Source organism: Embleya sp. NPDC020886, assembly GCF_044333915.1.
In the GTDB taxonomy this organism is placed as follows: Bacteria; Actinomycetota; Actinomycetes; order Streptomycetales; family Streptomycetaceae; genus Embleya.
This window is the reverse complement of sequence record NZ_JBIRRX010000003.1, coordinates 322,520-346,672: the sequence shown is the minus strand read 5'-3', so window position 1 is coordinate 346,672 and position 24,153 is coordinate 322,520. Positions and strand designations below refer to the sequence as shown.

Sequence of the window (24,153 nt, the reverse complement as noted above, 5' to 3'; positions counted from 1 at the left end):
CCGCACATCGGTACGAAGAGGAGAAGCCCTCATGACGCCTCCGGACGACATCGCCGGACGGTTCGTGGCGAACCGGCCCACCGACGCCCCGGAAGATTCCGCGCTGCGGATCTTCCGGGCCCGGCGAATCATCGCGCTCGGCCGTTCCGGCCGGGGCCCGGACGGGCCGCCGGACGACGGCGGCGCTCCGGACGAACCCGAAGCGTTCGCGACCCTCGGGCAGCGGATCGTGGCGGTCGGCGACCACGGCACATTGCGCGACCGGTTCCCCGGCGCCGAGCCGGTGGACCTGGGCGACGCGGTCGTGGTCCCCGGGTTGAACGACGCGCACTGCCACCCCGCGGCTCTCGCGGACACCCGGCTTCGGGTGCCGCTCGACGCGGACACGATGCGCGCCGGCGGCGATTCGGCCGCGCTGCTGGGGGAGCGGGTCCGGCGAACCGCTCCCGGGCACTGGGTGGTGGCCGAGGGCTACGACCCCAACGCCGACCCGCGGGGCCGGCTCGACCGTGCGGCACTGGACGCGATATCGCGCGAACACCCGGTGCTGGCCGTGCACTTCTCCTGCCACATGGCGGTGGGCAACACGCGCGCGTTGGAACTCGCGGGCTACCGGGACGGCGTCCTCGATCCCGCCGGCGGCACGCTCGGCCGCGACACCGACGGCCGACTGGACGGCTGGATGTACGAGGGCGCGTGGTTCGACCAGTGGTTCCGCGACAGCGAAGCTCCGGAACTGCTGGGCGAGTTCACCCTGGACGACCTGGTGCCCTCGTTCGCCGAGGTGTGTCGCGACTTCCACGCCGCGGGCATCACCTCGTGGTGCGACGCGCTGGTCTCGCCGCGCGAACTGCGGCTGTACCAGGAGGCGGCGCATCGCGGCGTGCTCACCGCCCGGGTGGGAGTGCTCGTGTGGCACCGCTACTTCGCGGACCTGCTGCGCTCCGGGTTGCGTACCGGCTTCGGCGACGATCGACTGCGCATGGTCGGCGTCAAGCTGATGATGGACGGCGCGCTCGCCGGCGGCACCTGCCTGTGTCGGGCTCCGTATCCCAGCCAGACGGGCGCCGACAACGGCATCCAGCTCATGTCCGACAAGGAGTTCACCGAGATCGTCCGCACCATCCACGACTCCGGCAGCCGGGTCGCGGTGCACGCGAACGGGGACCTGGCGGTGGGCAAGGTACTGGACGCGATCGAGGCCGCCCGGGCCGGGCAGCCGCGATACGCGGGCACCAACCACCGCATCGAGCATTGCAGCCTCGTCGACGACGGCCTGGTGGCCCGGATCGCCGCGGCGGGGGTGACCCCGGTCCCGTTCGGCGCGTTCCTGCACGAGCACGGCGGCAAACTGCGCGGCTACTACGGCGACGAACGTGCCGCCGCCGCGTGTGCACACCGGCGCTTCCTGGACGCGGGCATCACGGTGGGCGGGTCGTCCGACCATCCGGCGGGCCCGCTGTCACCGCTGCTCGCGATGCAGACGATGGTGACCCGGGCCACCCGGGACGGCGATGTCCTGGGGCCCGAGCAGCGGGTGAGCGCGCGCGAGGCCCTGGAGGTGTACACGATCGGCTCGGCACACGCCTCCGGCGAGAGCCGGGTCAAGGGCCGCCTGGTACCGGGCATGCTCGCGGACTTCACCGTGCTCGGCGAAGACCTGCTGTCCGTGGCCCCCGAACGCATCGCCGACATCCCGGTGTTGTCCACCTGGGTGGGGGCAGGCCGGGTGTGGTCCGCCTAGCGGATCCGGGCCGGTCCCGCGTCGGGCCGGGGGTGCTCCCCCGGCCCGACGCGTTCAGGCTCCCGGGGCGGTTTCCACGCCGGGGACGACGATCGCACGTACTTCCGGACCGGCCTGTACCCGGCGCCGCTGCCCGCCGGCCTGGGGGTCGAGGCGGCCGGCGTGGTCGAGGCGGTCGGCGACGGTGTGACCCACGTCGCCGAGGGTGACCGGGTGACGTACACCGGCAGCCCGCTCGGCGCGTACAGCACGGAACGGGTGATGCCCGCCGACTCCCTGCTCCGGCTCCCCGACGACATCGACTTCGAGACCGCCGCCGCGATGACGATGCGCGGCCTCACCGCCGCGTATCTGCTGCGCCGGATCCACCCGTTGCGGGCCGGCGACACCATCCTCCTCACGGCGGCGGCCGGCGGCGTCGGCCTGATCGTCTGCCAGTGGGCGAAACTGCTCGGCCTCACCGTGATCGGCACGGTCTCCACCGAGGAGAAGGCCGAACTGGCGCGTACCCACGGCTGCGACCACGTCGTCCTGTACCGACGCGAGAACGTGGCCGCCCGGGTGCGCGAACTGACCGACGGCGTCGGGGTGCCGGTCGTCTTCGACAGCGTCGGCGCGACGACGTTCGCCGACTCGCTCGCATCGCTGCGCCGGCGCGGCCTGCTGGTCTGCTTCGGCACCGCCTCGGGGCCGGTACCGCCGATCGACGCGATGCAACTGGCGGTCAACGGCTCGCTGTTCGTCACCCGTCCGGCGCCGGCCGACTACCTCGCGGACCCCGCCGAGCGGCGCGACCTGGCGGGCGAACTGTTCGGCCACGTCACCGCCGGACGCATCGGTATCGCGGTCGATCAGCGCTACGCCCTCCCGGACGCCGCCCGGGCGCACCGCGACCTGGAGGCGGGCGGGACCACGGGATCGTCGGTCTTCGTGCTCTGAGCCTTCCGGCGCATCCCGCGGGTCCGACCATCCGGCACGTCCCGACCATCCCGGCGGACCCCCGCCCCCTGTGGAAGGAACCATCATGGACAAGACGCTCCGCCGCGCGGAGGCCGCGCCGGCGCCGTCCGCGGCGCGCGGACCGGGCCGCCGGCGCGGACCGATCGAGGTCGAACCGCTGACCTGCTCCATCGGCGCCGAACTCCACGGCGTGTGGCCAACCTGGTCCCCGCGTCCATCGCGTCCACCGCGTTCGCCACCCTCACCCTCGCCAACAGCCTGCTCGGGCTGGCCCCCGGCCCCGCGGTCACCGGCCTGCTCGCCGACCACATCGGACTGCGCGCCGCGCTGCGGCTCGTCCCGCTCGTGGCGATCGTGGCCACCGCGGCCTTCGCGGTCGGTCGCCGCCACTACGCACCGGACCTGCGCCGGCTTCGGGAACGCGCCGAGGCGGCGGAACGCAAGGAATCGGAGTCGTCCCCATGAGCCGAACCCCCGAACCGACGGCGTGATCGTGCCCGGCCTGTGCGACCATGTGCCGGAGCACTGGCAGACCCACCTGGCCGAGCAACTCGCCGACGCCGGACGGTGCGTGCACACGGTCCCGCCCCTGACGCACGACCTGCTCGACCGGGCCGCGCGCGTCGCGGGCCTGGACGACGTACTGGCCCAAGTCCGCGAACCCGTCCTGTTGGCCGCGCACAGCGCCGGAGTGCTCACCACCGTGCACTGGGCGCGCCGATACCGGACCGGAGAGCGCTTCTTCGTCCAAGGGGCGCTGCCGGCCACGCCGCCCGACTTCGGGACACCGCTGCCGCCCGGCTACCCCACGCCCGACGCCTTGGAGCAGCACGGCTGGACCCCGTGCCGCACACCCGGCTGCCCTTCCCCAGCATCGTCGCGGCGAGTTCCGACGACCCCCTGGCGTCGGCCGAGCGGGTCGCCGAGTCGGCCCGCTCGTGGGGCAGCCGGTTGGTGGAACTCGGCCCGATCGGACACCTCAACCCCGCCGCCGGCTCCGGCCCCTGGCCCCGGGCGCAATCCCTGCTCCGCGCCGCCGCAGGCTGAACCCGCGCCACCGGGGCGGTCGACCGCGGCCGCCCCGGACCGCGACGAACCGACACGGGCCGGCCCGCCCCGTACGGTCCCGCGCCGGCGATCAACCCCGCACGTGCAGGCCGAAACCGCTGCGGCCCGGCGCTTCCAGGCCCTCTTTCAACCGCAGCGACGGGATCTCGTAGTCACCGAAGTTCTGCCGCCGGAACGCGATCGGCTCGGTCGCCTCCAGCGACAGCAGCCGTTCCTTCCACGCCTTCGCGGCGTCCTCGAAGTCGCCGCCCGCGATCCGGTCGGCGCCGTACAGCACAAACGGCGGCAGCACCTCCAGGCCCGGGTAGTACAGGATCCCGTGGTGGATCGGGAACAGCAGGTCCTCGATCGGGCCGTTGATCCCACGATCGCCGTAGTGGGACTCCGGGCCCCCGACGGTGACCGAGAGGATCGCCCGCCGCCCCTTCAGCGTCCCCTCACCGAAGCGCTCGCCGTACCGGGTCTCGTCGTGCACCCCGACGCCGTAGGCGAAGCGGTACGAGAACACCCGGTCCACCCAGCCCTTGAGGATCGCCGGCATCGTGTACCACCACATCGGAAACTGGAAGATCACCGTGTCGGCCCACAGCAGCTTCTCGTGCTCGGCCACCACGTCGGGCGTCAGCGCGCCGGCCTGGTACGCCCGGCCCGAACTCGGCACCACCTGAAGCGGGTTCGTGGCGTGCTCGGCGAAGTCCGCCGCGTCCACCACGGCCTTCCAGTTCATCGCGTACAGGTCGCTCACCCGTACTTCGTGCCCGGCCGCTTCGAGGGTGGACACGGCGAGGTCCTTCAGCGAACCGTTCAACGAACGCGGCTCGGGGTGGGCGTGGACGATGAGCGCCTTCATGGCTGTTCCCTTCAACGAGGTGTGTCGCCTCAACGAGGTGTGTCGCCATGAATCCTGGGCCGCCACGCGTGCTTCGTTCAGGGGCGCCGCTTCCATCGGACCGGACTTCCTGGTATTCGCAGGGCCACCTTCGTTCGCGCCGCCGGAGCCATACTGGGGGCATGGACGATCTTGCGGGTTTCCTGCGCACCCGGCGCTCCCGGGTCGACCCTTCCGCCGTCGGCATTCCCACCGACAGCCGCCGCCGCGTCGAAGGGCTGCGCCGCGAAGAGGTCGCCCACCTGTCCGGGGTCAGCGTCGACTACTACGTACGCCTGGAGCAGGGCCGCGCCACCCAGCCCTCCGAACAGGTCCTCGACGCGCTCGCCCGAGTCCTCGGCCTGGACGAGACCGAACGCGGGCATTTGTACCGGCTCGCCCGCCAGCGCCGCCGCCGCGCGAAGTCGCCCAACGGGCGCCTGCGGCCCGAACTGCTGCGCATCCTCGACCTGGTCACCGACGCGCCCGCCCTGATCATGGACCACCGGCTGGACGTGGCCGCCGGGAACCGCCTCGCCGGGCTCCTCTACGGCCGGGAGATGCCGGGCCTGAACACCGCCCGGCACATCTTCCTCGAAGAGGCCGAACGCGGCCTCTACGCCGACTGGGACATCTGCACCCTCGACGTGGTCGGGCACCTGCGCCTGGCGGCCGGGAAGTACCCCGACGACCCGCGCCTGGCCTCGCTGATCGGCGAACTCGCAATGGGCAGCGAGCGCTTCCGCCGCCTCTGGGCCCGCGCGGACGTCCGCGCCCGCACCCACGGACGCAAGGCCTACCGACACCCCCTGGTCGGACTCCTGGAACTGCACCAGGAAAACTTCGCCCTACCGGACGAATCCGGCATGGAACTCCTGGTCCTCTCCGCCGCCCCCGGAACCCCCACCGAGGACGCCCTACGCCTCCTGGGCACCCTCGCCACCGACAAACCCCCCACCACGAAACCCGTCCCGACAACGCACGTGTCCTGAACCACCGCCGAGCCGTCGGGTCGGCGACGGCCGGACCAGCCGGCCGGCGCCGAGGCGCAGGACGGCGAACCGTCGCCCCACACACGGGCCTCGGCCCACCTCGCCGGCGATCAGCCGGTCGGTGTGGGCACGGTGTACGGGCGAAGGACCATGAGTTGGTCCTCCGGGGTTGCCACCATGGCGAAGGGGAAGCGGTCGAGTTCGAGACAGAGTGCGACGTCGTCGGGATGCACTCCTTGTCGCACGCCCTGCGCCAGCTCGGCGGCGGCGCGCGACTCGCCGGCGCGGCGGAGGAAGTCGGCGGGGTCCGTCCCGGCCTCGGTGGCCCTGCGGGCGATGTATTGAGCGCACGCCAGGTCCTCGTCGGCGCGCCCGTCCTCACCGGTGACCACGAACGTGACACGTTCACACCCGTGTTCCCGCAACAGCCGAGCCGTTGCCTCCGCCACCACGAAGCCGGCGCACAACACCAGCGACGCCTCCTTGACCGCAAGGGCGCCGACCGTCCCCGCCGTGGTCTTCTGCACAACGGTCCGTCCGCCCAGGTCGAGGGAGCGCAGCAGGCCCGGCGAGTTGACCGTGTCGAACCCGGGCGCGGGCGGACCGTCCTTGAGCGCCACCCACTCCGGATGGCGAGCCTTGAGCGCCAGGGCTTCGTCCGGCGACTCGGCGAGAACGATCTTTTCCGCCCCCTGGGCAAAGGCCCAGGCAGCCACCGTGAAAGCACGCATCACATCGATCACGACCGCCGCGGAGGGAGTTTCGACCAGCTCGGCGATACCAAGGAAACGAGCGTCCATCCGGTCATGATGGCGCACGTCCGAGTCGAAACGCCGAGGCAGCGATACGCATCACACCGACCGTCTCGGAATGCGACACACCCTCGGGCGGCGCGTACCTCGGCACCGGCCGGTCGTGGCCCGGCGCCGAAGCACGCGCCGCCCGAGCGGCGGACGGCGTTCCGCGGCTACTTTCAGGCGCGGATCGTGTACCAGGCGCCGAGTCCGTTGCAACCCGTCGCGTTGTAGGTGGTGCTGCGGTAGCCGGCCGGGATGGGCGAACCGGGGCAGGTCCAGATCCCGTTGCGGACGAGCTGGTGGTACCACGCGCCGATGCCGGTGCAGCCGTTGCGGTCGTACCCGGTGACCACGTAGCCGGGCACGATCGGCGAGCCCGAGCAGGTCCACATCCCGTCACGCGCGAGTCGGTGGAACCAGGCGCCCACCCCGCTGCAACCGTTGCGGTCGTACGCGGCGATCACGTACCCCGGCACGATGGGCGAGCCCGAACAGGTCCAGATCCCGTCACGAACGGGCTGCTGTAACCACGCCCCCCGGCCGTTGCAGCCGTTGCGGTCGAACGCGGTGATGACGTACCCGGTCGGCACGGGCGTCCCCGGACAGGTCCACCCGCCCTCGCGCGCGGCGGACGACGCCTGCGTCGCGGCGGCGGCCGTGCCCGTCGCGGTGCCCGCGAGGACGACGGCCGCGAGCAGTACGACGGCTCCCACCCCCGCGGCGATCCTGCGCCGGACATCCGCCATCGTCGTGCAATTCCACAGTCGAAGCAATTTGCTGTTCAATTCACACCGATCCGATCGACGTGTTCGTTCGATATCCCGGACGTTCCGGGAACACCCGACGATAGGGCAGAACGCACCTTGATCGGTTACGACGGAAGAAATTCGCGGAAAAGAGTAAACGATCCACTCGGGCCGGAATATGACGACCCTCCGGTTTTCGGCCAGAAGAGCTGTGGCAGGAATCCGAAACTCCGCTTCCCATTCGGCACCTAATCACAACTCCCCGACAAGCCCGCCCGCCCGACCCGCGAATTCGAGTTACCGGTACGCAGCCGGGAACAGGAGCACGGCGACGCCCATTTCGTCCACCGGAGGTGACAACGAATCTCCCGCAGGAATGGAGCAGGGCATGTGACGGGGGTCACGGGAACCGGTGGGGCCGGTCGGACAGGAGCGGTCATGGAGTTGTCCTTGCGTGCCCGTGTCCGAGCCGGCGACCCCGCCGCCTTCGCGGGCCTGTTCGACGATCATGCGCGTGCCGTCTACCGCTACGCGCTGCGCGTGGCGGCGGATCCGGCCGGTGCCGAGGACGTCGTGTCCCTGACGTTTCTGGAGGCGTGGCGGTTGCGCGAGCGCGTCGATCCCGAGCCGCCGGCACGGCAGGAGGGGGACCCGGACGAGGGTCTGCGTGCCTGGTTGTACGGGATCGCCACGAACATCCTGCGCAACACCGCCCGTTCGGCGCGTCGGCACCGCGCCGCGATGGATCGGCTGCCGCCGCGCGGCCCGGTGCCCGATTTGGCCGACGAGGTCGTCGATCGCGCCGACCACGCGCAGCAACTCGCGGCGGCTCGCGCGGGCTTGGCGCGGCTGCGGCAAGGAGACCGGGAAGCCATCGCGCTGGTCGTGTGGTCCGGGCTGGGATACGCCGAGGCCGCCGAGGCACTCGACCTGCGGGTCGGCACCCTGAAGTCCCGGTTGTCGCGCGCCCGCAACCGACTCAGGAAGTACGCGGCGGAGGAACTCGAACGAACAACGGGAAATCGGGAACCGCCCTCGCCCACAGGACAGCTCATGGATGACCGCATCGCAGCGATCCGGCCGAACAACGAACAACCCGGGAGGGCACGATGAACACCGATCCGCGAACCGAGGGCGGCGGCCACGACCACGGGCACGCTACGGCGGGGGTCCCGGACACCGAACCGGCGGCGTTGGCCCCTCCGGCAGCCGTCCCGGAACTCCGCCCGGACCGCCACCTGTTGCTGAAGCAACACCTGATGCACGAGATCCGCCGAGCCTCGGCGACCGCGCCCTCGCGTCGGCCGCGCACGCTCCGGAAGTGGCAACTCGTGGCCCTGCCCGTCGCGGCGGCCGCAACCGTCGCCGCGATCATCGCGGGCGTGAGCGTCGCCGGCGGCGATCCGAGCGGGACGAAGGTCTCCCGAGCCGAGCAGCGGTCCGCGAGCGCGCTCCTGGTCCGCGCCGCCGTGACCGCCGAGACCGGAAGCCAACTCCCGGTCCGGGACGGCCAATACGAGTACGTCCGGACCCTCGGATACAACGCCATTTTCGGTGGGCCCGAGGGTGCGTCGACGTTCCGGCATTCGCCGATCCGCACCACCGAGCGTTGGCGTCCGGTCGACGGTACCGGCACCTACCTTCAGCGCGGCGGCAGCGGGACCGAATTCCGCGAGGAGCACACCGGGCCGGGGAACCTGCACCGGCCCGACTACCGCTTCATGCAGACCCTGCCCACCGACCCGGCCGAACTCCTGCGCCTGCTCCGCAAAGCCGCACCCGAGCACGGCGGAAACCCCGTCGACCAGCAGACGTTCTCCCTGATCGGCGACCTGCTCATGAACGCCGCCGCGCCGCCCGCGGTGGTCGGCGCGCTGTTCCGGGCGGCGGCCCTGCTGCCCGGAGTGACCGTCGCCGACGACGCCGTCGACTCCCTGGGACGCCCCGGGGTCTCGGTCGCGCGGGACGAGGTACAGGGCTCCCGCGCGGAATGGATCCTCGACCGGGCCACCTCCGCGTTCACCGGCGTGCGCGAAATCTCCACCGCGGACACCGTGTACGCGCCGGCAGGCACCGTTCTCAACCTCTCCTCCGTCGTCGAACGCGGCTTCGTCGACCGGCCCGGCGGTCGGCCCGACACGCCCGCGGCCCCGGCGACCTCGGCGACCGGCTCCGCAGGCGCCTGATCGGGGCCACCCCTTCACGCGGCCGAGTCGCACCCCCGCCCACCGCTCCGCCCCGCCGCCATTCGAGTGAATGTTCCCGGATCCTGATGTTCCGGGGGGTCCGCACCCGACAGGCTGCTTCCTGCCCGATGCACCAGCATCGTTGGTTGGAATTCTGCATCCGAGGAGGACCCGTGATCTCGAAAACCAAGAGGGCCGCACGTTCGATGGCCGTGGCGTTGGCCGCGGCCGCCGCGTTGACCCTGGTCGTGCCGCCGAGCCCCGCCTTCGCCATCGACCATGTGCCCTGTCGTGGTGGCGAGGACTTCCTGAAGATCTGGTCGCACAACGGCGGAGACCAGAGCGTGGACTGCTACGCGAACCGCGGCAGAACCTCCTTCGGCGGGTGGTGGGTCGACAAGATCTCCACGGGAAACAACGACTTGATCTACTACGACGCCAACGGTGATTCGGTCAAGATCGAGCGGTGGCACGAGATCTCCTTCCCGAACCGGCCACCGAGGGTCGACGCGATCGAGATCCTCTGACGAATCGGCGCACCGGCCGCCCGGGTCGGTCACTCGACCCGGGCGCCGACGTCTTCGCCCGAGACCGGGCCGCTACTCGAACCGCGCCGTGTCGCCCGCTCCGCGACGTACGATCTCGGCCTCGTCGCCGGAGAAGTCGATGACCGTGGTCGGCTGGGTGCCGCAATCGCCCGAGTCCACCACGGCGTCCACCACGTGCTCCAGCCGTTCCTTGATCTCCCAGCCCTGGGTCAGCGGTTCGTCCTCGCCGGGCAGGAGCAGCGTGCTGGAAAGGATCGGCTCGCCGAGTTCGGCGAGCAGCGCCCGGGTGACGACGTGATCGGGAATCCGGACGCCGACCGTCTTCTTCTTCGCATGCAACAGTTGCTTCGGCACCTCGGACGTGGCGCGCAGGATGAAGGTGTAGGCACCGGGCGTCGACGCCTTGATGGCCCGGAACACGTCGTTGTCCAGGTATACGAACCGGCCCAATTGAGCGAAGCTCTCGCACACCAGGGTGAAGTGATGCCGGTCGTCGAGGTTGCGGATCGTCCGGATCCGGTTCAGGCCGTCGCGGTTGCCCAATTGACATCCCAGTGCGAAACAGGAGTCCGTCGGGTACGCGACGAGTGATCCGGAGCGGATCAGGTCGGCCACGCTGCCGATCGTGCGCGGCTGGGGGTTCTCGGGGTGCACATCGAAATACTTCGCCATCCGCCGACCCTATGGGGAGGCGGCCCGGATCCACGCCCCCGGCGACCGCGACCGGCCCGGTCGCCTCGTGCCGGACGGCGCGCGTGTCCCGGCGGGCGCGCGTGCGTCGCCGGCGAAGTCCCGGGTGGGTCGTGCCGCCATGTGTCAGGGTGCGGTCATGACTACGACACCGGATGGGCGCCGGATACCGCCCGTGCATGCCGGCGAACGCGCCATGCTGGAAGCGTGGCTCGACTTCCACCGCGCCACTCTCGCCCTGAAGTGCGCGGGCCTGCGGGATGAGCAATTACGGCTGGCCTCGGCTGCGCCCTCGTCGATGACGTTGCTGGGTCTCCTCCAGCACATGGCCGAGGTGGAGCGCAACTGGTTCCAGCGTGTGTTCGCCGGCCGGAACGTGCCCGCGATCTTCGGCGCGAGCAACAACGACGGCTTCGCCCTCGACCCGGACCGAGGGCTCGACGAGGTCATGGCGGCCTGGCGGGCGGAGGTCGCTCGCGGGCGCGAACTCGTCGCCGCCGCCGCGTTGGACGACTCCGGCCGCCTGTCCGAGCAGGACGCCCTCGTCCTGGGTGACGAACGGGTCTCGCTGCGCTGGATCATGGTCCACCTGATCGAGGAGTACGCGCGTCACAACGGCCATGCCGACCTGATCCGCGAACGCATCGACGGAGTCTTCGGGGTGTGAGCTCCGGACGGTACGCCGCCCGGATCGTCGGCTCCACGCATCGCATCACGGACCCGCCGCCCCGAGTGCGACCAGCCTCCCGCGCGACCGGATATCCGCGTGCCGCCCGAGCCCGGTCGCGCCGGCATGCGGGCGTCCTCGCGTCGGAGTCGGCTGTTACCGTCCCGGCCATGTTGACTGAGGGCACGGGCGACGCCGTGCATGGAGTGGCTTTGGTCGAGCGGGTCCTGGAGGTGGTCCGGCGGGACCCCGGGGCCTCCGCGCTGTCGTACGCGGACGTCCCGTGGGTGACCGACGGCGTGGCCCGGCCGTTGCCCGCCCACGCGTCGGCCGAGGTGGTGCTGCCGTCCGGCCGCCCGCTGTCGCCGAGCCTGCGGGCCTGGCTCGCGTACGACACGTCCCTGCTCGACCGGTACGACTGGATGGCCGACGACGGCAGCCTCACGCCGCGCAGCCTCGACGAGTTGGTCGCCGACGAACTGGGCGAGATGTGGGGCGAGATGTTCACGCCCGTCGCCGACCGCTTCCCCGAGTGCTTCCTCCTGCCCGGCGGCTCGGACTCCCGCCGCATCCTGGCCGTCACCGAGCCCGACCGGGAAGGCGAGTACCCGGTGCTCGCCGTCGACGTCGACGACCTGCCCTTCGTCGGCCTGATGTACCCGGGTTTCGATGTCTACCTCGGCAACACCGCGGGTCTGATCGAGCACGAATACGAGTCCTACACCGGCCTGATGGACGACCCCCGCTACTTCCGCCGCATGCACCACCACGCGACCCACTGCTTCGGCGGCGCAAGCCACTTCGAATTTCCCTTCTGAGCCCGGGGCCACCCGCCGGCCCGCATTCGCCAGGCGATCGGCGCGTCGGGCCGGGGCCGCATCGGCCCGGTCCCGTAGGGCCGTTCGGCCCTTCACCGGGTGCGTGGCGGGCGCGAGCGTGGGAACGAGCGGAGTTCCGGCGCTACAGGAGAGGAAGTTCGATGACAACGGCGATTCCCGAGGGATCGGATCTGACGACGGTCGACGCCTGGTGGCGGGCGGCGAACTACCTGGCGGTGGGGCAGATCTACCTGGGCGGCAACGCGTTGCTGAGCGAACCGTTGCGGCCCGAGCACATCAAGCCGCGACTGCTCGGGCACTGGGGCACCTCCCCCGGCCTGAATCTGATCTACGCGCACCTGAACCGGGTGATCCGCGAACGCGGCACCCACGCCCTGCACGTCACCGGTCCGGGTCACGGCGGCCCGTCCGCGCTCGCCGCGTCCTGGCTGGACGGCACCTACAGCGAGCGCTACCCGAACGTCCCCCGCGACGCGGCCGGAATGACCACGCTGTTCCGCCAGTTCTCCTACCCCGGCGGGGTACCCAGCCACATCGCCCCCGGCGTGCCCGGCTCCATCCACGAGGGCGGCGAACTCGGCTACAGCCTCTCGCACGCGTTCGGCGCCGCCTTCGACAACCCGAACCTGGTGGTCGCGTGCGTGATCGGCGACGGCGAGGCCGAGACCGGGCCACTCGCCGCGTCCTGGCACGGCACCAAGTTCCTCAGCCCGCGCACCGACGGCGCGGTGTTGCCGATCCTGCACCTCAACGGCTGGAAGATCGCCAACCCGACCCTGCTCGCCCGGATGCCGCGCACCGAGTTGGACGCGCTGCTGACCGGCTACGGATGGCGCCCGATCCACGTCGAGGGCGACGAACCGGCACGCGTGCACGCCGCGTTCGCCGCCGCGCTGGAGGAGGCGCTCGACGGGATCGAGGCGTTCAAGACGAGCGGACAGGGCCGACCCCGATGGCCGATGATCGTGCTGCGCACCCCCAAGGGCTGGACCGGACCGCACACCGTGGACGACACGCCCGTCGAGGGCACGTGGCGCTCGCACCAGGTCCCGCTGGCGGGCGTACGGGAGAACCCGGAGCACCTGGCCCTGCTGGAGAGGTGGCTGCGCTCCTACCGCCCGGACGAACTCTTCGACCGGGACGGCCGGCCCACCCCGATCGTGCTCGCCAACGTACCCACCGGCGAGACGCGGCTGGGCGCGGTGCCCGAGGCCAACGGGGGCACCGTGCTGCGGGACCTGCCACTGCCCGACCCGAACGCCTTCGCCGTCAAGGTGGTCGAACCCGGCGCGTCCTCGTCCGAACCCACCCGGGCCCTCGGCGAATACCTGCGCGAGGTCTTCGCCCGCACCGCGACCCGCCGCGACTTCCGTCTGTTCGGCCCGGACGAGACCGAATCCAACCGGCTCGGCGCGGTCTACCGGGCGACCGCCAAGGCCTGGCAGGAGCCGATCACCGACCTGGACACCCACCTGGCCCCGGACGGGCGGGTCGTGGAGATCCTGTCCGAACACACCTGCCAGGGCATGCTGGAGGGCTATCTGCTCACCGGCCGCCACGGCGTGTTCTCCTGCTACGAGGCGTTCACCCACATCGTCTCCTCGATGTTCAACCAGCACGCCAAATGGCTGCACGCCTCCCGCGAGATCGACTGGCGCCCGCCCATCGCGTCGCTCAACTACCTGCTCACCTCGCACGTGTGGCGCCAGGACCAGAACGGTTTCTCGCACCAGGACCCCGGCTTCGTCGACAACGTGATCAACAAACGCCCCGAGGTCGTCCGCGTCTACCTGCCGGCGGACACCAACTGCCTGCTCTCCGTCGGCGATCACGCCCTGCGCAGCCGCGGCCTGGTCAACGTGATCGTGGCCGGCAAGACGCCCACCCCCGACTGGCTCACCATGGACGAGGCCGTCCTCCACTGCACCCGGGGCGCCGGCGTCTGGGAGTGGGCCTCCAACGACGACGGCGACCCGCACGTCGTCCTGGCCTGCGCCGGCGACGTGCCCACCCTGGAGACCCTCGCCGCCGTCGACCTGATCCGCCGACACCTGCCCGGGTTGCGGGTGCGCGTGGTCAACGTGGTCGACCTGATGCGGCTGACCCCCGAGACCGAGCACCCGCACGGCATGCCGGACGCCGAATACGACGCCCTGTTCGGCACCGACGTCCCGGTGATCTTCGCCTACCACGGCTACCCGTGGCTGATCCACCGGCTCGCCTACCGCCGGCACAACCACGACCACCTGCACGTACGCGGATACAAGGAATACGGCACCACGACCACCCCGTTCGACATGGTCGTCCTCAACGACATGGACCGCTACCAACGCGTGATCGACGTCATCGACCGCGTCCCCGGCCTGGGTTCACGCGCCGCGACCGTACGCCAGAGCATGCTCGACGCCCGCACCCGACACCGCGCCTGGATCCTCGAACACGGCGAGGACCTGCCCGAGGTCCGCGACTGGACCTGGACGACCGACACACCCGGCGACCGCTGACCCGAGGCGAGATCCCCCGTGACCCGGGTGCTCGTCATTCGGCGCGCCCCGAGTCGATCGGCACAGGGCCACCCGTACCGGTGGGCCGGGACCTTCGTCCCGGCCCACCACTCCCACCGGCCCTGTGCCCGGGGTCGCGGACGTTCCATCCTGGAGACGGGTGAAACCTCGCGATCGCGAAGCCCCGGGACACGGGACGTGCGATGTGCGCTATTCGCAGTGCGCTGTGCGCTGTGCGATCACGACCACCACCACCCACCTGCCGCGGGACGAAACGGAGTTCGACATGGAAACGCTCGGTACCCACTTCGACCGGGACACGCTCGGCCGTCCCCCTCGGCCGGAGACCGTCCCCACCGACGAGAGCACGAAGGCCCGGCCCGAGGGACGGATCGTGGTGGGCCTCGACGGCTCGTTCGGATCCGCGCTCGCCCTGCGTTGGGCCGCCCGCGAGGCCGCCGAACTCGGCGTGACCCTGGACGTGGTCACGGCCTGGACGGACGCCGACCCCGATCGCCCGACCCTGGACCGCCCCGACGCCCCCCTGTCCGTGGCGCGCGAGCGGCTGGAACGCGCCCTGGCAAGCCTGGTCCGGGCCCCGATCCCGCCGGAGCGCATCGTGGCCACCCCGCTGCACGGTCCGGCGGGCGAGGTCCTGGTCGCCCGCGCCCGCAACGCCCGGTTGCTCGTGTTGGGCACCAGCGGCATCGAGAGCCCCACGATCCCCGGCCCCACCGGCACGTACTGCCTACGCCACAGCGTCACCCCGGTGCTCTTCGTCCCGGCGGACGCATAGTCCGACGATCACCGCGTTCGAGCGGCCGGGACCGAGCACCCATCCGAACTCGAAGCAGCACCGGGGATGTGGCACACACCGCGAGTTCCCTCACGTGAGCCACCTGCGCAGGACACTCGTCACCGCCACCGTGTCGGGGTGTTCCACGCCCGACAACCGCTGGTAGTCGGCTACCACCCACCCCAGCAGCACAATCGCCTCGCCGGTCCGCCCCGCCTGCCGGTACGAGACCGCCAGGTTCGCCCGAACCGTCAGCGTGGCGGGGTGCTCCGGCCCCGAAAGCCGCTCGCGGTCGGCCAGCACCCGCTCCTCGATGTCGATCGCCTCGTCCGTCCGCCCCGCCTGCCGGTACGAGGAGGCCAGGTTCGTCCGCGCCGTGAGCGTGTCGGGGTGCTCCGCCCCCGACAGTCGCTCGCGATCGGCCACCACCCGCTCCAGCAGAGCGATCGCCTCCGCCGTCCGCCCCGCCTGCCAGTACGAGACCGCCAGATTCGCCCGGGACGTCAGCGTCTCGGGGTGCTCCGCGCCCGACAGTCGCTCGCGATCGGCCACCACCCGCTCCAGCAGGACGATCGCCTCCGCCGTCCGCCCCGCCTGCCAGTACGAGACCGCCAGATTCGCCCGGGACGTCAGCGTGTCGGGATGTTCCCCGCCCAGCAGCCGCTCGCGATCGGCCAGCACCCGCTCCTCCAAGGCGATCGCCTCGCCGATCCGCCCCGCCTGCCAGTAGGAGGCGGCCAGGTTCGCCCGCGTCATCAGGGTGTCGGGGTGCTGCGCACCCAGCAGCCGCTCGCGATCGGCCAGCACCCGCTCCTCCAAGGCGATCGCCTCGCCGATCCGCCCCGCCTGCCGGTAAGAGGAGGCCAGGTTCGCCCGCGTCATCAGGGTGTCGGGGTGCTGCGCACCCAGCAGCCGCTCGCGATCGGCCAGCACCCGCTCGTCCAGGGCGATGGCCTCGCCGATCCGCCCGGCCTGCAAGTACGAGGAGGCCAGGTTTGCTCGCACCATCAGCGTGTTGGGGTGTTCCGCGCCCAGCAGCCGCTCGCGGGCGGCCAGCACCCGCTCCTCCAAGGCAATCGCCTCGTCCGTCCGCCCCGCCTGCCAGAACGAGATCGCCAGTTGACCTCGGGCCATCAGCGTGTCGGGATGTTCCGCGCCGAGCAGTCGATCGGCGTCGGCGCTCATCCGTTGCCAGTGGGGGATCGAGACGTTGTGGAGGCCCGCGTCGAGGAGGCTTCGTCCGGCCCGGTACAGGATCGGGTGGCCGTCGGGGTGCCACAGGTGGTCGCCGGCATGTGCGGCGAGGGTGTCGGTGTTGGCCCGCAGGACGGCCGCGAGATCCGCGTCGCTGTGGTCGTGGGTGGGCCACAGGTCGAGCAGGGCGTCGGCGGCCGCGTGGGCGGCGGTGGGGAGTTCGGTGTCTGGGGTCACCTCGCGGGCGGCGCGGGCGGTGAGGGCGTGGATGCGGACGGCGCGGGGGCCGTTGCGGGAATCGTCGGTGATCAGGGCGTAGCGGTGCAGCAGCCGGAGCACGGCGTGGGCGTCGTCGGCGTCGACCGGGGTCTCGGGGGTGCGGTGGATGCCGAGGTGGGTGACGACGCCGGGGTGGGTCCAGAGTTCGCGGGGGTGTCCGGCGGGGTCGAGGAAGGCCGCCAAGGTGAGGGCGGGGGCCGCGAGTCCGGCGGGTTCGGCGCGTTGGGCCGCGTCCAGGGACAGCAGGAGCGCGGTGGCCACCGGTCGCCCGTAGCGTTCGGTGTCCGCGTCCACAGGCAACAGCTTGTCCAGACGGGCGGTGCCGGCGGTGAACAGGCGCAGGTACCGCGCGCAGGTCACATCCTCGTTGATCATGTACGCGGCGGCGTGCGCCAGGGCCAGGGGCAGCAGACCCAACTCCCGCGCCAGTCGCAGGACATCGTCGTCGAGGAGACGGGCGCATGCGGCGTGGGTGAGGCGCTCGCGCAGATACGCCTCCGCCTCCGCCTCGGTGTAGGTGTCGACGTCGATCACGGCACGGCCGCCGCCCGAGAGCAGGGCGTCGCGGCGGCGGGTGGTGTCCAGGACCGTCCCGCGACCGGACGGCGGCGACGGGGGCCACCACGATTCCAGCGATCGCGGGTCGGTGATGTCGTCGAGGACCACCAACCACGAACGCGGCGTCGTCGCCAGCCAGTTCACGAACGCCCGCGCGTCGTCCTGAGGATCCTGCCCGGCCGCGCCCGGGGCGGCGACCAACCGTGCGGCACGGGCGTAGGTGGTGATCACCTGCTCGGTTTCGGCGGCGTTGACCCACAGGACCAGGTCCACGCCCTCCGCGCGAGCCTGGTGGGCGTAGGCGGCGGCGAGCTGCGACTTGCCCGTCCCGCCACCCCCGGACAGCACCACCGTCGCGTGATCGGCCCGGGCCCGATCGATCCGCTCGCGCAGACCCGCGCGGTCCTGGAAGGCCGAGGCCAACGCCGGCACGGGATCGGGCAGGAGCGGCCACTCCACCGGCCCCGGGACGGGCGCGGCGTGGACGTTCAACCGGGCGACGTGGACGTTGCCGCTGATGGCCACCGCGTGGGGCGCCGACGCGGTCGCGGGCCCGGACCTCTCGACGTGCACCGTCCCCGCGCCCGCCGGTAACGAGGACGGTGGTCCACGATGGCCGGACACCGCCGTCCCACCGTCGCCGGCACGAGCATCGCCGCTGTCGGCAACCACCACCTCCCCCACGACCGCCGGAGCATCGGATCCGCGCTCGCGTCGGCGCCATCGCATGGTGGCTTCCTCGCCTTCTCCGGTCACAACGACTGCGTCGACACGATCACCACCACGACCGTGATCCTCAATCCCCGGGCCCATCCCACCCCTGTCACGACCGGCCCAACGGACTTTATCCGGCGCCCACTTCCCAGGACTACCAGACAAACCGGCCCGTCGTACCAAGGCTCGACGATCCGGCAGGAGACCCCCCGCCGGCCTCGACACGCCGGCGCCTCGCCAACCGACCAGGCTCCGTCTACCGAGGCCGACACAACGCGCCCACGGCGAGCGGTCATCCGCGCAACACACGAACTCCCCGCCCGGAGACAAGCCGGGTACCGCCGTCGGCGTTCCTCACGCTCGGCGGTGAGATTCGGACCGGAGCGCTGAACCCGTCGCAGGCGAAGTGGTCCCGTCACCCGGGGAGTTGCCCGGAACATCGCGCCGTCACGGACGATCGGCCGGCCGCTCCCGGTGGTACAGCATCACCGGGGTATACGGCCACGACGGCGTGAAGGGGGCCAGCGCGAGTCGAACGGCGGCACGCACGCGGCGAATAGCGGTGGCCGTGGGGGACGCGCCGACCGTGATGTCCGCGAAGACCGTGCTCTCCCGCGCCGTCAGGCGCACGTGCACGTCGGCGGGGGTGGTCACTCCGGCGAGCGCGAGCGACACGGCACGGGCGACCACCCGATGGGCGGTGGGGCCCACCGGGGAGAACGCCGTGCGGCAGGCCGCCTCGATGTCGTCGTGGTGGCACAGCACGTCCGCCCGGGCGAGCATGCCGTCGCGGGCGCCGACGGGTCCGCAGACCACCAGCGGCACACCTGCTACGAGGGCGCACATCGCGCCCTGTTCGCGCGCGGTCCGCGGCCCCTCGTCGGCGCGCACGTCCACGACGACGTCGACGTCCTGGGCGAGCAGCGGACAGCCGCCCCCGGCCGCCCAGGCCACGCAGGGTTCCGTCCGCTCCGTCCCCGGTTGCCCGTGGCAGCGCAGCACGGTGTGTCCGGCCTCGGTCAGGTGCCCCGCGACCTGCCGGCAACCGTCCGGCTGCGACTCGGTGATCACGATCTTCAGTCCCCGTCGGTGCATGATCCCTCCCCTGGGTCACGTCCCAGCCTGGCCGCCCCGCCGCGGATCCGGACAGGGCCGAACGCCCCTCGGAAGATGGCTCGTTGTGACCGGACGGGCACCCCCCACGCACGCACGCGCGCCGGCCCACTCCGGGTGGCGCACGTCGTGGCGAATCGCGGTTCAGCCCAGCGTCGCGCGGGTTTCGCGTGCGATCCGGATGTCCTCGCCGGCGGTGACGACCACGGTGCGCACCGGCGCGCCCGCTCGGCCGATCTCGGCGTCGGCCCGCGCGCGTGCGTTGGCCCGGGGGTCCAGGCGCACCCCGAGGAACGCCAACTCGGCGACCATGTCCGCGCGCAGCGTGTCGTCGTGTTCCCCGACTCCCCCGGTGAAGGCCAGGACGTCCAGGCCGCCCATCGCCGCGGCCATCGCGGCGATCCTGGTCCGCACCCGGTACGCGTAGATGCCGCGCGCCAGCCGGGCGCGCGCATCGCCCGCCTCGGCGTCGGCCCGGATCGCGCGCATGTCGCCGCCGTGTCCGGCCAGCGCGCTCAACCCGGCCTCGTGCTCCAACACCCGTTCCAACTCCGCGAGTTCGAGGCCGGTACGAAGCAACCGAACGAGCATGCCCGGGTCCAGGTCGCCGGCGCGCGTGGCCATCACCAGGCCATCGGTCGGGGTGAAGCCCATCGTGGTGTCGACACTGATCCCGCCCCGGATCGCGGCCAACGAGGCACCCGCGCCGAGGTGGCAGCTCACCACGCGGGCCGACGACGCCGGCAGGCCGGTCAGTTCGCATGCCCGGGTCGAGGCGTAGGCGTGCGACAGACCGTGGAAGCCGTGGCGGCGCAGCCCCCATCTGGCCCGCCACGCCTCGGGGAGGGCGTACGTGCTCGCCTCGGCCGGGAGGGTGTGATGGAAGGCGGTGTCGAAGCAGGCGACCGCGGGCAGGTCGGGGCACAGTTCGTGGACCGTGTCGATGCCGGCGATCGCCCGGCCCTGGTGCAGCGGCGCGAGCGGACGCAGTGCGACGACCCGCGCGTATACCCGCGGATCCAGGCGGGCGGGCCCGGTGAAGTCGGCGCCGCCGTGCACGATCCGATGTCCTACGGCGTCGACGGTGCCCGCCTCGCGCAGGAATTCGGCGATCGCCTCGGGCGGAATGGCCTCGGCGCAGGTCAGGTTCGCGGTGCGGGCGATCGTGTCGTCCGGCTCGACGACCGACAACTTCAGGCTGGAGGAGCCCGCGTTGACGACCAGGACGCGTCCGGGGTGGTCGACGCCCTCCGCACGCGCGGCCTCAGTGCGCATCGCGAACCACCGTCTCCCGCCGCGCGCGCAGCCGCTCGCGGTCGGCGGCGAGCCCGGTGCCCGCAGCCGACCCGCGACCGCGCCGGCGCGACCGCGCGCCGTCCCCGATCGGGCGCCGACACGCGGATGCAGGGGTGCTTCGGGGTGGTGCGAGGGGGAACACGACGGCCGCCTCCCGGTGGTTGATGCGTCGATACCGTTCCCAGGACATCGCGGTTCACGCCCCCGCGCCCGGGCCGAAGGACCCGATTGCCTCGGGCAACGCGGCCCTGCCGCACGATCGGCGGCGGCCCTCGGGCGCCGGCGGACGACCGTCGCCGCAAGGGATGCGGTCCCGGACCGGCACCGAACGCGGCCGATCATCGTGGTGGCCGCGCACCACCCGCTGTGCACGGCGAAGGTCACGCGGGTGTGTCGGTGCCGCGGAGGAAGCGGGCGCCCCACTCCCGAACGTGCGCGGCGAACTCCGGCGGTCCCAGGATCTCGAACTCGGCCCCCACGTTGCCCAGTGCCTGGGTCGGCCAGTCCAGGGAGGTCGACGTCATGGTGAGCCGGCAACCGTCCCGGCCGAGTGGTTCGATCGTGCCCCAGCGCCCGACCACCTGCCGCACTCGCGCGGCGGGTGCGTGTACGAGGACCTCGACCGTGTACGGAGCCGGGGTCCCGCTCGCCGCCCGGACGAAGGCCACGGCGTCCTCGCTCGGGAGCAGCCGCGGCCGAAAGCGGGTGCCGGTCGCGGTCGGCCCGGTGAGCCGGTCGAGGCGGAAACTGCGCCAGTCGTGCCGGCCCAGGTCGTAGGCCACCAGGTACCAGCGTCCGCCGAGCGCGACGACGCGGTGCGGCTCGACCTCGCGGTCGGTGGGCGCGGAGCCCCTGGCGGTGTAGCCGAACCGCAGCCGCTCCTCGTCCCGGCACGCCTGGGCGACCGCGGTGAGCACCCCCGACGCGACGACCGGCCCGGACCCGCCGGCAAAACGGGTCACCGCGCGCAGCGCGTCCACCCTGGCCCGCAGCCGGGGCGGCAGCACCCGCACCACCTTGGTGAGGGCGCGCAGCGACGCCTCCTCCATCCCGGCGACCCCGCTCTGCGCCGCGTCGCCGACGCCCACCGCGAGGGCCACCGCCTCCTCGTCGTCGAGCAACAGCGGCGGCAGGACGGCGCCGGGCGCGAGTTGGTAGCCACCGTCGGTGCCCCGGGTCGCGCCGACCGGATAGCCGAGCTCGCGCAGCCGCTCGACGTCGCGGCGCAGCGTGCGCTCGGACACCCCGAGCCGCTCGGCCAGCTCCGGGCCGGCCCAGTGCCGGTGGGTCTGCAGCAGGGAGAGCAGTCCGAGCGTGCGTGAGCTGGTGTTCGCCATGCCGACATCCTGCCTCGACTTCCGGCCGGAAAGTGACCGGAAGCCTGCCTAGAGTCGATCTCGACGGGCCGCACCGAGGCACCGACCGCACCCGAGGCAAGGACAGACACATGCTCACCCGTGAGATTCGGTTGACCGCCCAGATCACCGGCGCCCCCACGCTCGACCATTTCACCGTCGCCGAGACCGAGGTGCACGGCGAGGTCCTGGTGCGCACCGACCGAATCGGGCTCGCCGCGACCTACCTGGAGCTGATGCGGGCCGACTGCGCCATCCCGGTCCCGGCCTGGCAGCCGGGGCAGCGGGTGGGGGTGACCACGATCGGCACCGTGGTGCGATCCGACGACCCCGATCTGGAGGTCGGCGACCTGGTCCGGTCGACGACCGGCTGGAGCGAGTACTCGGCCGGCCCGGCCGACTCGTACCTCAGGCTCGACCGCGAGCTGTTCGCCGACCCCGGCTACCATCTCGTCCAGGGGCCGACCGCCTACCACGGCATGGCCGAGGTGGCGAACGTCGGCCCGGGCGACGTGGTCTTCGTCTCCGGCGCGGCGGGCGGGGTCGGCTCGCTGGCCGGACAGATCGCCAAATGCCTCGGCGCGGCGCGGGTGATCGGCAGTGCGGGCAGCCCGGCCAAGGTCGACTACCTGGTGAACGAACTCGGCTACGACGCGGCGTTCGACTACCACGACGGCCCGACGGCCGACCGACTCGCGGAACTCGCGCCCGAAGGCATCTCGGTCTTCTTCGACGTGGTGGGTGGCGAGCAGTATCGGGGCGCGCTCCGGTCGGCCCGGCCCGGAGCCCGCTTTGCCCTCTGCGGCTCACTGGCCGACCAACTCGGCGACGCGGCGGAGCGCTTCCCGCAGCCCGACCGTGCGGCGGCCGAGGCGAGGGGCGTCGAGCTGCTGCCGTTCTCGTGCCACCACACGCCCGAGCAGATCGCCGCCTGGCACGGACACTTCGTCACGTGGCTGGGCGAGGGCCGCTTCGTCTGTCCGCAGACGGTGGTCGAGGGCGGGATCGAGGACGTACCGCAGGCATTCCTCGACCTGCTTCGGGGTTCCCACCGGGGCAACGTCTCGGTGCGTCTGCCGTGACCGCCCTCACCCTCCGGGCCCTGAACCGGGCGCTGCTGGACCGGCAGTTCCTGCTGGAGCGCACCGACCGCACCCCGCTGGAGGTGATCGGCCGGCTGGTCGCGCTCCAGGCCCAGGAGCCCAACTGGGCCTACATCGGCCTGTGGACCAGGATCCGCGGCTTCGCCGCGTCCGGGCTCACCACGCTGATCGAGGCCCGCCGGGTGGTCCGTTCCGGGCTGCTCCGCAGTACCCAACACCTCGCCGCGGCCGACGACTTCCGGCGGCTGCGACCGCTGCTGCAGCCCGTGCTCGACCGCACGGCCGGCTCGCCCTACTTCACCCGGAACAGCGCGGGCCTGGACGCGGCGGCTTTGGTGGCCGAGGGGCTCGACCTGCTGGCGGGCGGGACGCTGTCGCGCAAGGAATTGACCCGGCGGTTGGCCGAACGTCATCCGGGACACGACGGCCGGATTCTGGCCGGGCTGGTGGAACTGCGTACGCCCCTCGTCCATGGCGCGGCCACCGGCACCTGGGGTTCGTGGGGCAACCGGTCGGCGATCTCGGTCACGCCCGCCGAGGTCTGGCTGGGGCGGCCGATGGCGACCGCCGCGACACCGACCGCCGCCAAGGACGCGGCCAAGGAGCTGATCCGCCGCTATCTGGCCGGCTTCGGCCCGGCCGGGGTGAAGGACGTCCAGGTCTGGTCCGGATTGACCCGGCTCGGCGAGGTCGTCGCCGAGATGCGTGCCGAACTGCGCCACTGGTCCGGCCCCGATGGCAGGGAGTTGATCGATCTGGCCGACGCCGAGCTGCCCGACCCCGAAACGCCGGCTCCGGTACGGCTGTTGCCCGCCTTCGACAACGCCCTGCTCGGCCACGCCGACCGCTCCCGGATCATCGGCGACGAGGACCGGAAGGTGGTGATGCCCGGCCAGGCGCGCGTCCGGCCCACCTTCCTGGTGGACGGCCGAGTGCACGGCACGTGGTCCCTCGACGCCGGGACGCTGCGACTCACGCCGTTCCGGCCGCTGCACGGCACCGATCGAGCCGCCCTGGAGCAGGAAGCCGCCCGGCTGCTGCCCTTCGTCGCAGGTCGGTCGGTGTCCTACGACGACCCCGTCGCGAGCCGACCGACCTGAGCTCCCGCCCCGGTACCCACCGGTGCGGCCCGAACC

22 protein-coding genes and 1 pseudogene are annotated in these 24,153 nt (G+C 72.2%); 15 read left to right on the top strand and 8 right to left on the bottom strand.

Annotated features, from left to right (window positions below):
• The first annotated feature begins 31 nt into the window (after positions 1 to 31).
• The 5 genes and pseudogenes from ACH4U8_RS12430 to ACH4U8_RS12410 all read left to right on the top strand — a co-directional run bounded on the left by ACH4U8_RS12430 (position 32) and on the right by ACH4U8_RS12410 (position 3,751).
• A complete protein-coding gene (locus ACH4U8_RS12430; protein WP_395777390.1) occupies positions 32 to 1,744 on the top strand; it encodes an amidohydrolase in 1,713 nt (570 codons plus the stop codon).
• A 3-nt stretch (positions 1,745 to 1,747) separates the two neighbouring features.
• Positions 1,748 to 2,683 (top strand): quinone oxidoreductase family protein, encoded by a 936-nt coding sequence (locus ACH4U8_RS12425; RefSeq protein ID WP_395778199.1) that lies wholly within the window; start codon positions 1,748 to 1,750, stop codon positions 2,681 to 2,683.
• A 213-nt stretch (positions 2,684 to 2,896) separates the two neighbouring features.
• Complete coding sequence (locus tag ACH4U8_RS12420; RefSeq protein ID WP_395777388.1) at positions 2,897 to 3,169, top strand: hypothetical protein; 273 nt, start codon at positions 2,897 to 2,899, stop codon at positions 3,167 to 3,169.
• Between the two features lie 22 nt (positions 3,170 to 3,191).
• Positions 3,192 to 3,428 (top strand): annotated as a pseudogene (locus ACH4U8_RS12415) (alpha/beta hydrolase); the annotation flags it as partial.
• Positions 3,429 to 3,547: 119 nt separating this feature from the next.
• Complete coding sequence (locus ACH4U8_RS12410; protein WP_395777386.1) at positions 3,548 to 3,751, top strand: alpha/beta hydrolase; 204 nt, start codon at positions 3,548 to 3,550, stop codon at positions 3,749 to 3,751.
• A gap of 91 nt (positions 3,752 to 3,842) precedes the next feature.
• Here the strand turns inward: ACH4U8_RS12410 and ACH4U8_RS12405 are convergent, their stop codons facing one another.
• Positions 3,843 to 4,622, bottom strand: a complete 780-nt coding sequence (locus tag ACH4U8_RS12405) for an NAD(P)H-dependent oxidoreductase (protein ID WP_360307011.1) — start codon at positions 4,620 to 4,622, stop codon at positions 3,843 to 3,845.
• Between the two features lie 161 nt (positions 4,623 to 4,783).
• Here ACH4U8_RS12405 and ACH4U8_RS12400 point away from each other — a divergent pair, with 161 nt between their 5' ends.
• Positions 4,784 to 5,632 (top strand): helix-turn-helix transcriptional regulator, encoded by an 849-nt coding sequence (locus ACH4U8_RS12400; RefSeq protein WP_360307008.1) that lies wholly within the window; start codon positions 4,784 to 4,786, stop codon positions 5,630 to 5,632.
• 110 nt (positions 5,633 to 5,742) lie between these two features.
• On the opposite strand, the gene ACH4U8_RS12395 is transcribed toward ACH4U8_RS12400, so the two are convergent.
• Together ACH4U8_RS12395 and ACH4U8_RS12390 are read right to left on the bottom strand one after the other, a co-directional pair.
• Positions 5,743 to 6,432, bottom strand: a complete 690-nt coding sequence (locus ACH4U8_RS12395; RefSeq protein WP_360307005.1) for a 2-phosphosulfolactate phosphatase — start codon at positions 6,430 to 6,432, stop codon at positions 5,743 to 5,745.
• Between the two features lie 173 nt (positions 6,433 to 6,605).
• Positions 6,606 to 7,175 (bottom strand): hypothetical protein, encoded by a 570-nt coding sequence (locus ACH4U8_RS12390; protein ID WP_395777384.1) that lies wholly within the window; start codon positions 7,173 to 7,175, stop codon positions 6,606 to 6,608.
• A gap of 438 nt (positions 7,176 to 7,613) precedes the next feature.
• On the opposite strand from ACH4U8_RS12390, the gene ACH4U8_RS12385 reads away from it, so the two are divergent.
• The 3 genes from ACH4U8_RS12385 to ACH4U8_RS12375 all read left to right on the top strand — a co-directional run bounded on the left by ACH4U8_RS12385 (position 7,614) and on the right by ACH4U8_RS12375 (position 9,888).
• Positions 7,614 to 8,288 (top strand): RNA polymerase sigma factor, encoded by a 675-nt coding sequence (locus ACH4U8_RS12385; RefSeq protein ID WP_395777382.1) that lies wholly within the window; start codon positions 7,614 to 7,616, stop codon positions 8,286 to 8,288.
• A complete protein-coding gene (locus ACH4U8_RS12380; protein WP_395777380.1) occupies positions 8,285 to 9,361 on the top strand; it encodes a CU044_5270 family protein in 1,077 nt (358 codons plus the stop codon). Before ACH4U8_RS12385 ends, ACH4U8_RS12380 begins: the two co-directional genes overlap by 4 nt.
• Positions 9,362 to 9,534: 173 nt before the next feature.
• Positions 9,535 to 9,888, top strand: a complete 354-nt coding sequence (locus ACH4U8_RS12375; protein WP_360306993.1) for a beta/gamma crystallin domain-containing protein — start codon at positions 9,535 to 9,537, stop codon at positions 9,886 to 9,888.
• A 72-nt stretch (positions 9,889 to 9,960) separates the two neighbouring features.
• Here ACH4U8_RS12375 and ACH4U8_RS12370 read toward each other — a convergent pair whose 3' ends face one another.
• The gene (locus ACH4U8_RS12370; protein ID WP_360306990.1) at positions 9,961 to 10,581 is read right to left on the bottom strand and encodes an L-threonylcarbamoyladenylate synthase; all 621 of its coding nucleotides are present in this window, start codon (positions 10,579 to 10,581) and stop codon (positions 9,961 to 9,963) included.
• A 157-nt stretch (positions 10,582 to 10,738) separates the two neighbouring features.
• Here ACH4U8_RS12370 and ACH4U8_RS12365 point away from each other — a divergent pair, with 157 nt between their 5' ends.
• The 4 genes from ACH4U8_RS12365 (at position 10,739) to ACH4U8_RS12350 (ending at position 15,405) form a co-directional block, all read left to right on the top strand.
• Entirely contained in the window at positions 10,739 to 11,266 is a 528-nt protein-coding gene (locus tag ACH4U8_RS12365; RefSeq protein ID WP_395777379.1) for a DinB family protein, read from the top strand.
• A gap of 170 nt (positions 11,267 to 11,436) precedes the next feature.
• A complete protein-coding gene (locus ACH4U8_RS12360; RefSeq protein ID WP_360306984.1) occupies positions 11,437 to 12,084 on the top strand; it encodes a hypothetical protein in 648 nt (215 codons plus the stop codon).
• A 161-nt stretch (positions 12,085 to 12,245) separates the two neighbouring features.
• Positions 12,246 to 14,609, top strand: a complete 2,364-nt coding sequence (locus ACH4U8_RS12355; RefSeq protein WP_395777377.1) for a phosphoketolase — start codon at positions 12,246 to 12,248, stop codon at positions 14,607 to 14,609.
• 286 nt (positions 14,610 to 14,895) lie between these two features.
• Positions 14,896 to 15,405, top strand: coding sequence for a universal stress protein (locus ACH4U8_RS12350; RefSeq protein WP_360306978.1), 510 nt, complete (start codon positions 14,896 to 14,898; stop codon positions 15,403 to 15,405).
• Positions 15,406 to 15,495: 90 nt separating this feature from the next.
• On the opposite strand, the gene ACH4U8_RS12345 is transcribed toward ACH4U8_RS12350, so the two are convergent.
• The 4 genes from ACH4U8_RS12345 to ACH4U8_RS12330 form a co-directional block, all read right to left on the bottom strand.
• Positions 15,496 to 18,009, bottom strand: a complete 2,514-nt coding sequence (locus tag ACH4U8_RS12345; protein ID WP_395777375.1) for a tetratricopeptide repeat protein — start codon at positions 18,007 to 18,009, stop codon at positions 15,496 to 15,498.
• Positions 18,010 to 18,597: 588 nt separating this feature from the next.
• The gene (locus ACH4U8_RS12340) at positions 18,598 to 19,245 is read right to left on the bottom strand and encodes a hypothetical protein (protein WP_395777373.1); all 648 of its coding nucleotides are present in this window, start codon (positions 19,243 to 19,245) and stop codon (positions 18,598 to 18,600) included.
• 162 nt (positions 19,246 to 19,407) lie between these two features.
• Positions 19,408 to 20,538: an acetate/propionate family kinase gene (locus ACH4U8_RS12335; RefSeq protein WP_395777371.1), complete on the bottom strand. Its 1,131-nt coding sequence runs from the start codon at positions 20,536 to 20,538 to the stop codon at positions 19,408 to 19,410.
• A gap of 401 nt (positions 20,539 to 20,939) precedes the next feature.
• Positions 20,940 to 21,896, bottom strand: coding sequence for a helix-turn-helix transcriptional regulator (locus ACH4U8_RS12330; RefSeq protein ID WP_395777369.1), 957 nt, complete (start codon positions 21,894 to 21,896; stop codon positions 20,940 to 20,942).
• 110 nt (positions 21,897 to 22,006) lie between these two features.
• On the opposite strand from ACH4U8_RS12330, the gene ACH4U8_RS12325 reads away from it, so the two are divergent.
• Both ACH4U8_RS12325 and ACH4U8_RS12320 read left to right on the top strand, forming a co-directional pair.
• Positions 22,007 to 22,996 (top strand): zinc-binding dehydrogenase, encoded by a 990-nt coding sequence (locus ACH4U8_RS12325; protein ID WP_395777367.1) that lies wholly within the window; start codon positions 22,007 to 22,009, stop codon positions 22,994 to 22,996.
• Positions 22,993 to 24,117 carry a winged helix DNA-binding domain-containing protein gene (locus ACH4U8_RS12320; RefSeq protein WP_395777365.1) on the top strand — a complete coding sequence of 375 codons (1,125 nt, stop codon included), beginning with the start codon at positions 22,993 to 22,995 and terminating at the stop codon, positions 24,115 to 24,117. Before ACH4U8_RS12325 ends, ACH4U8_RS12320 begins: the two co-directional genes overlap by 4 nt.
• The last annotated feature ends 36 nt before the right edge of the window (positions 24,118 to 24,153 follow it).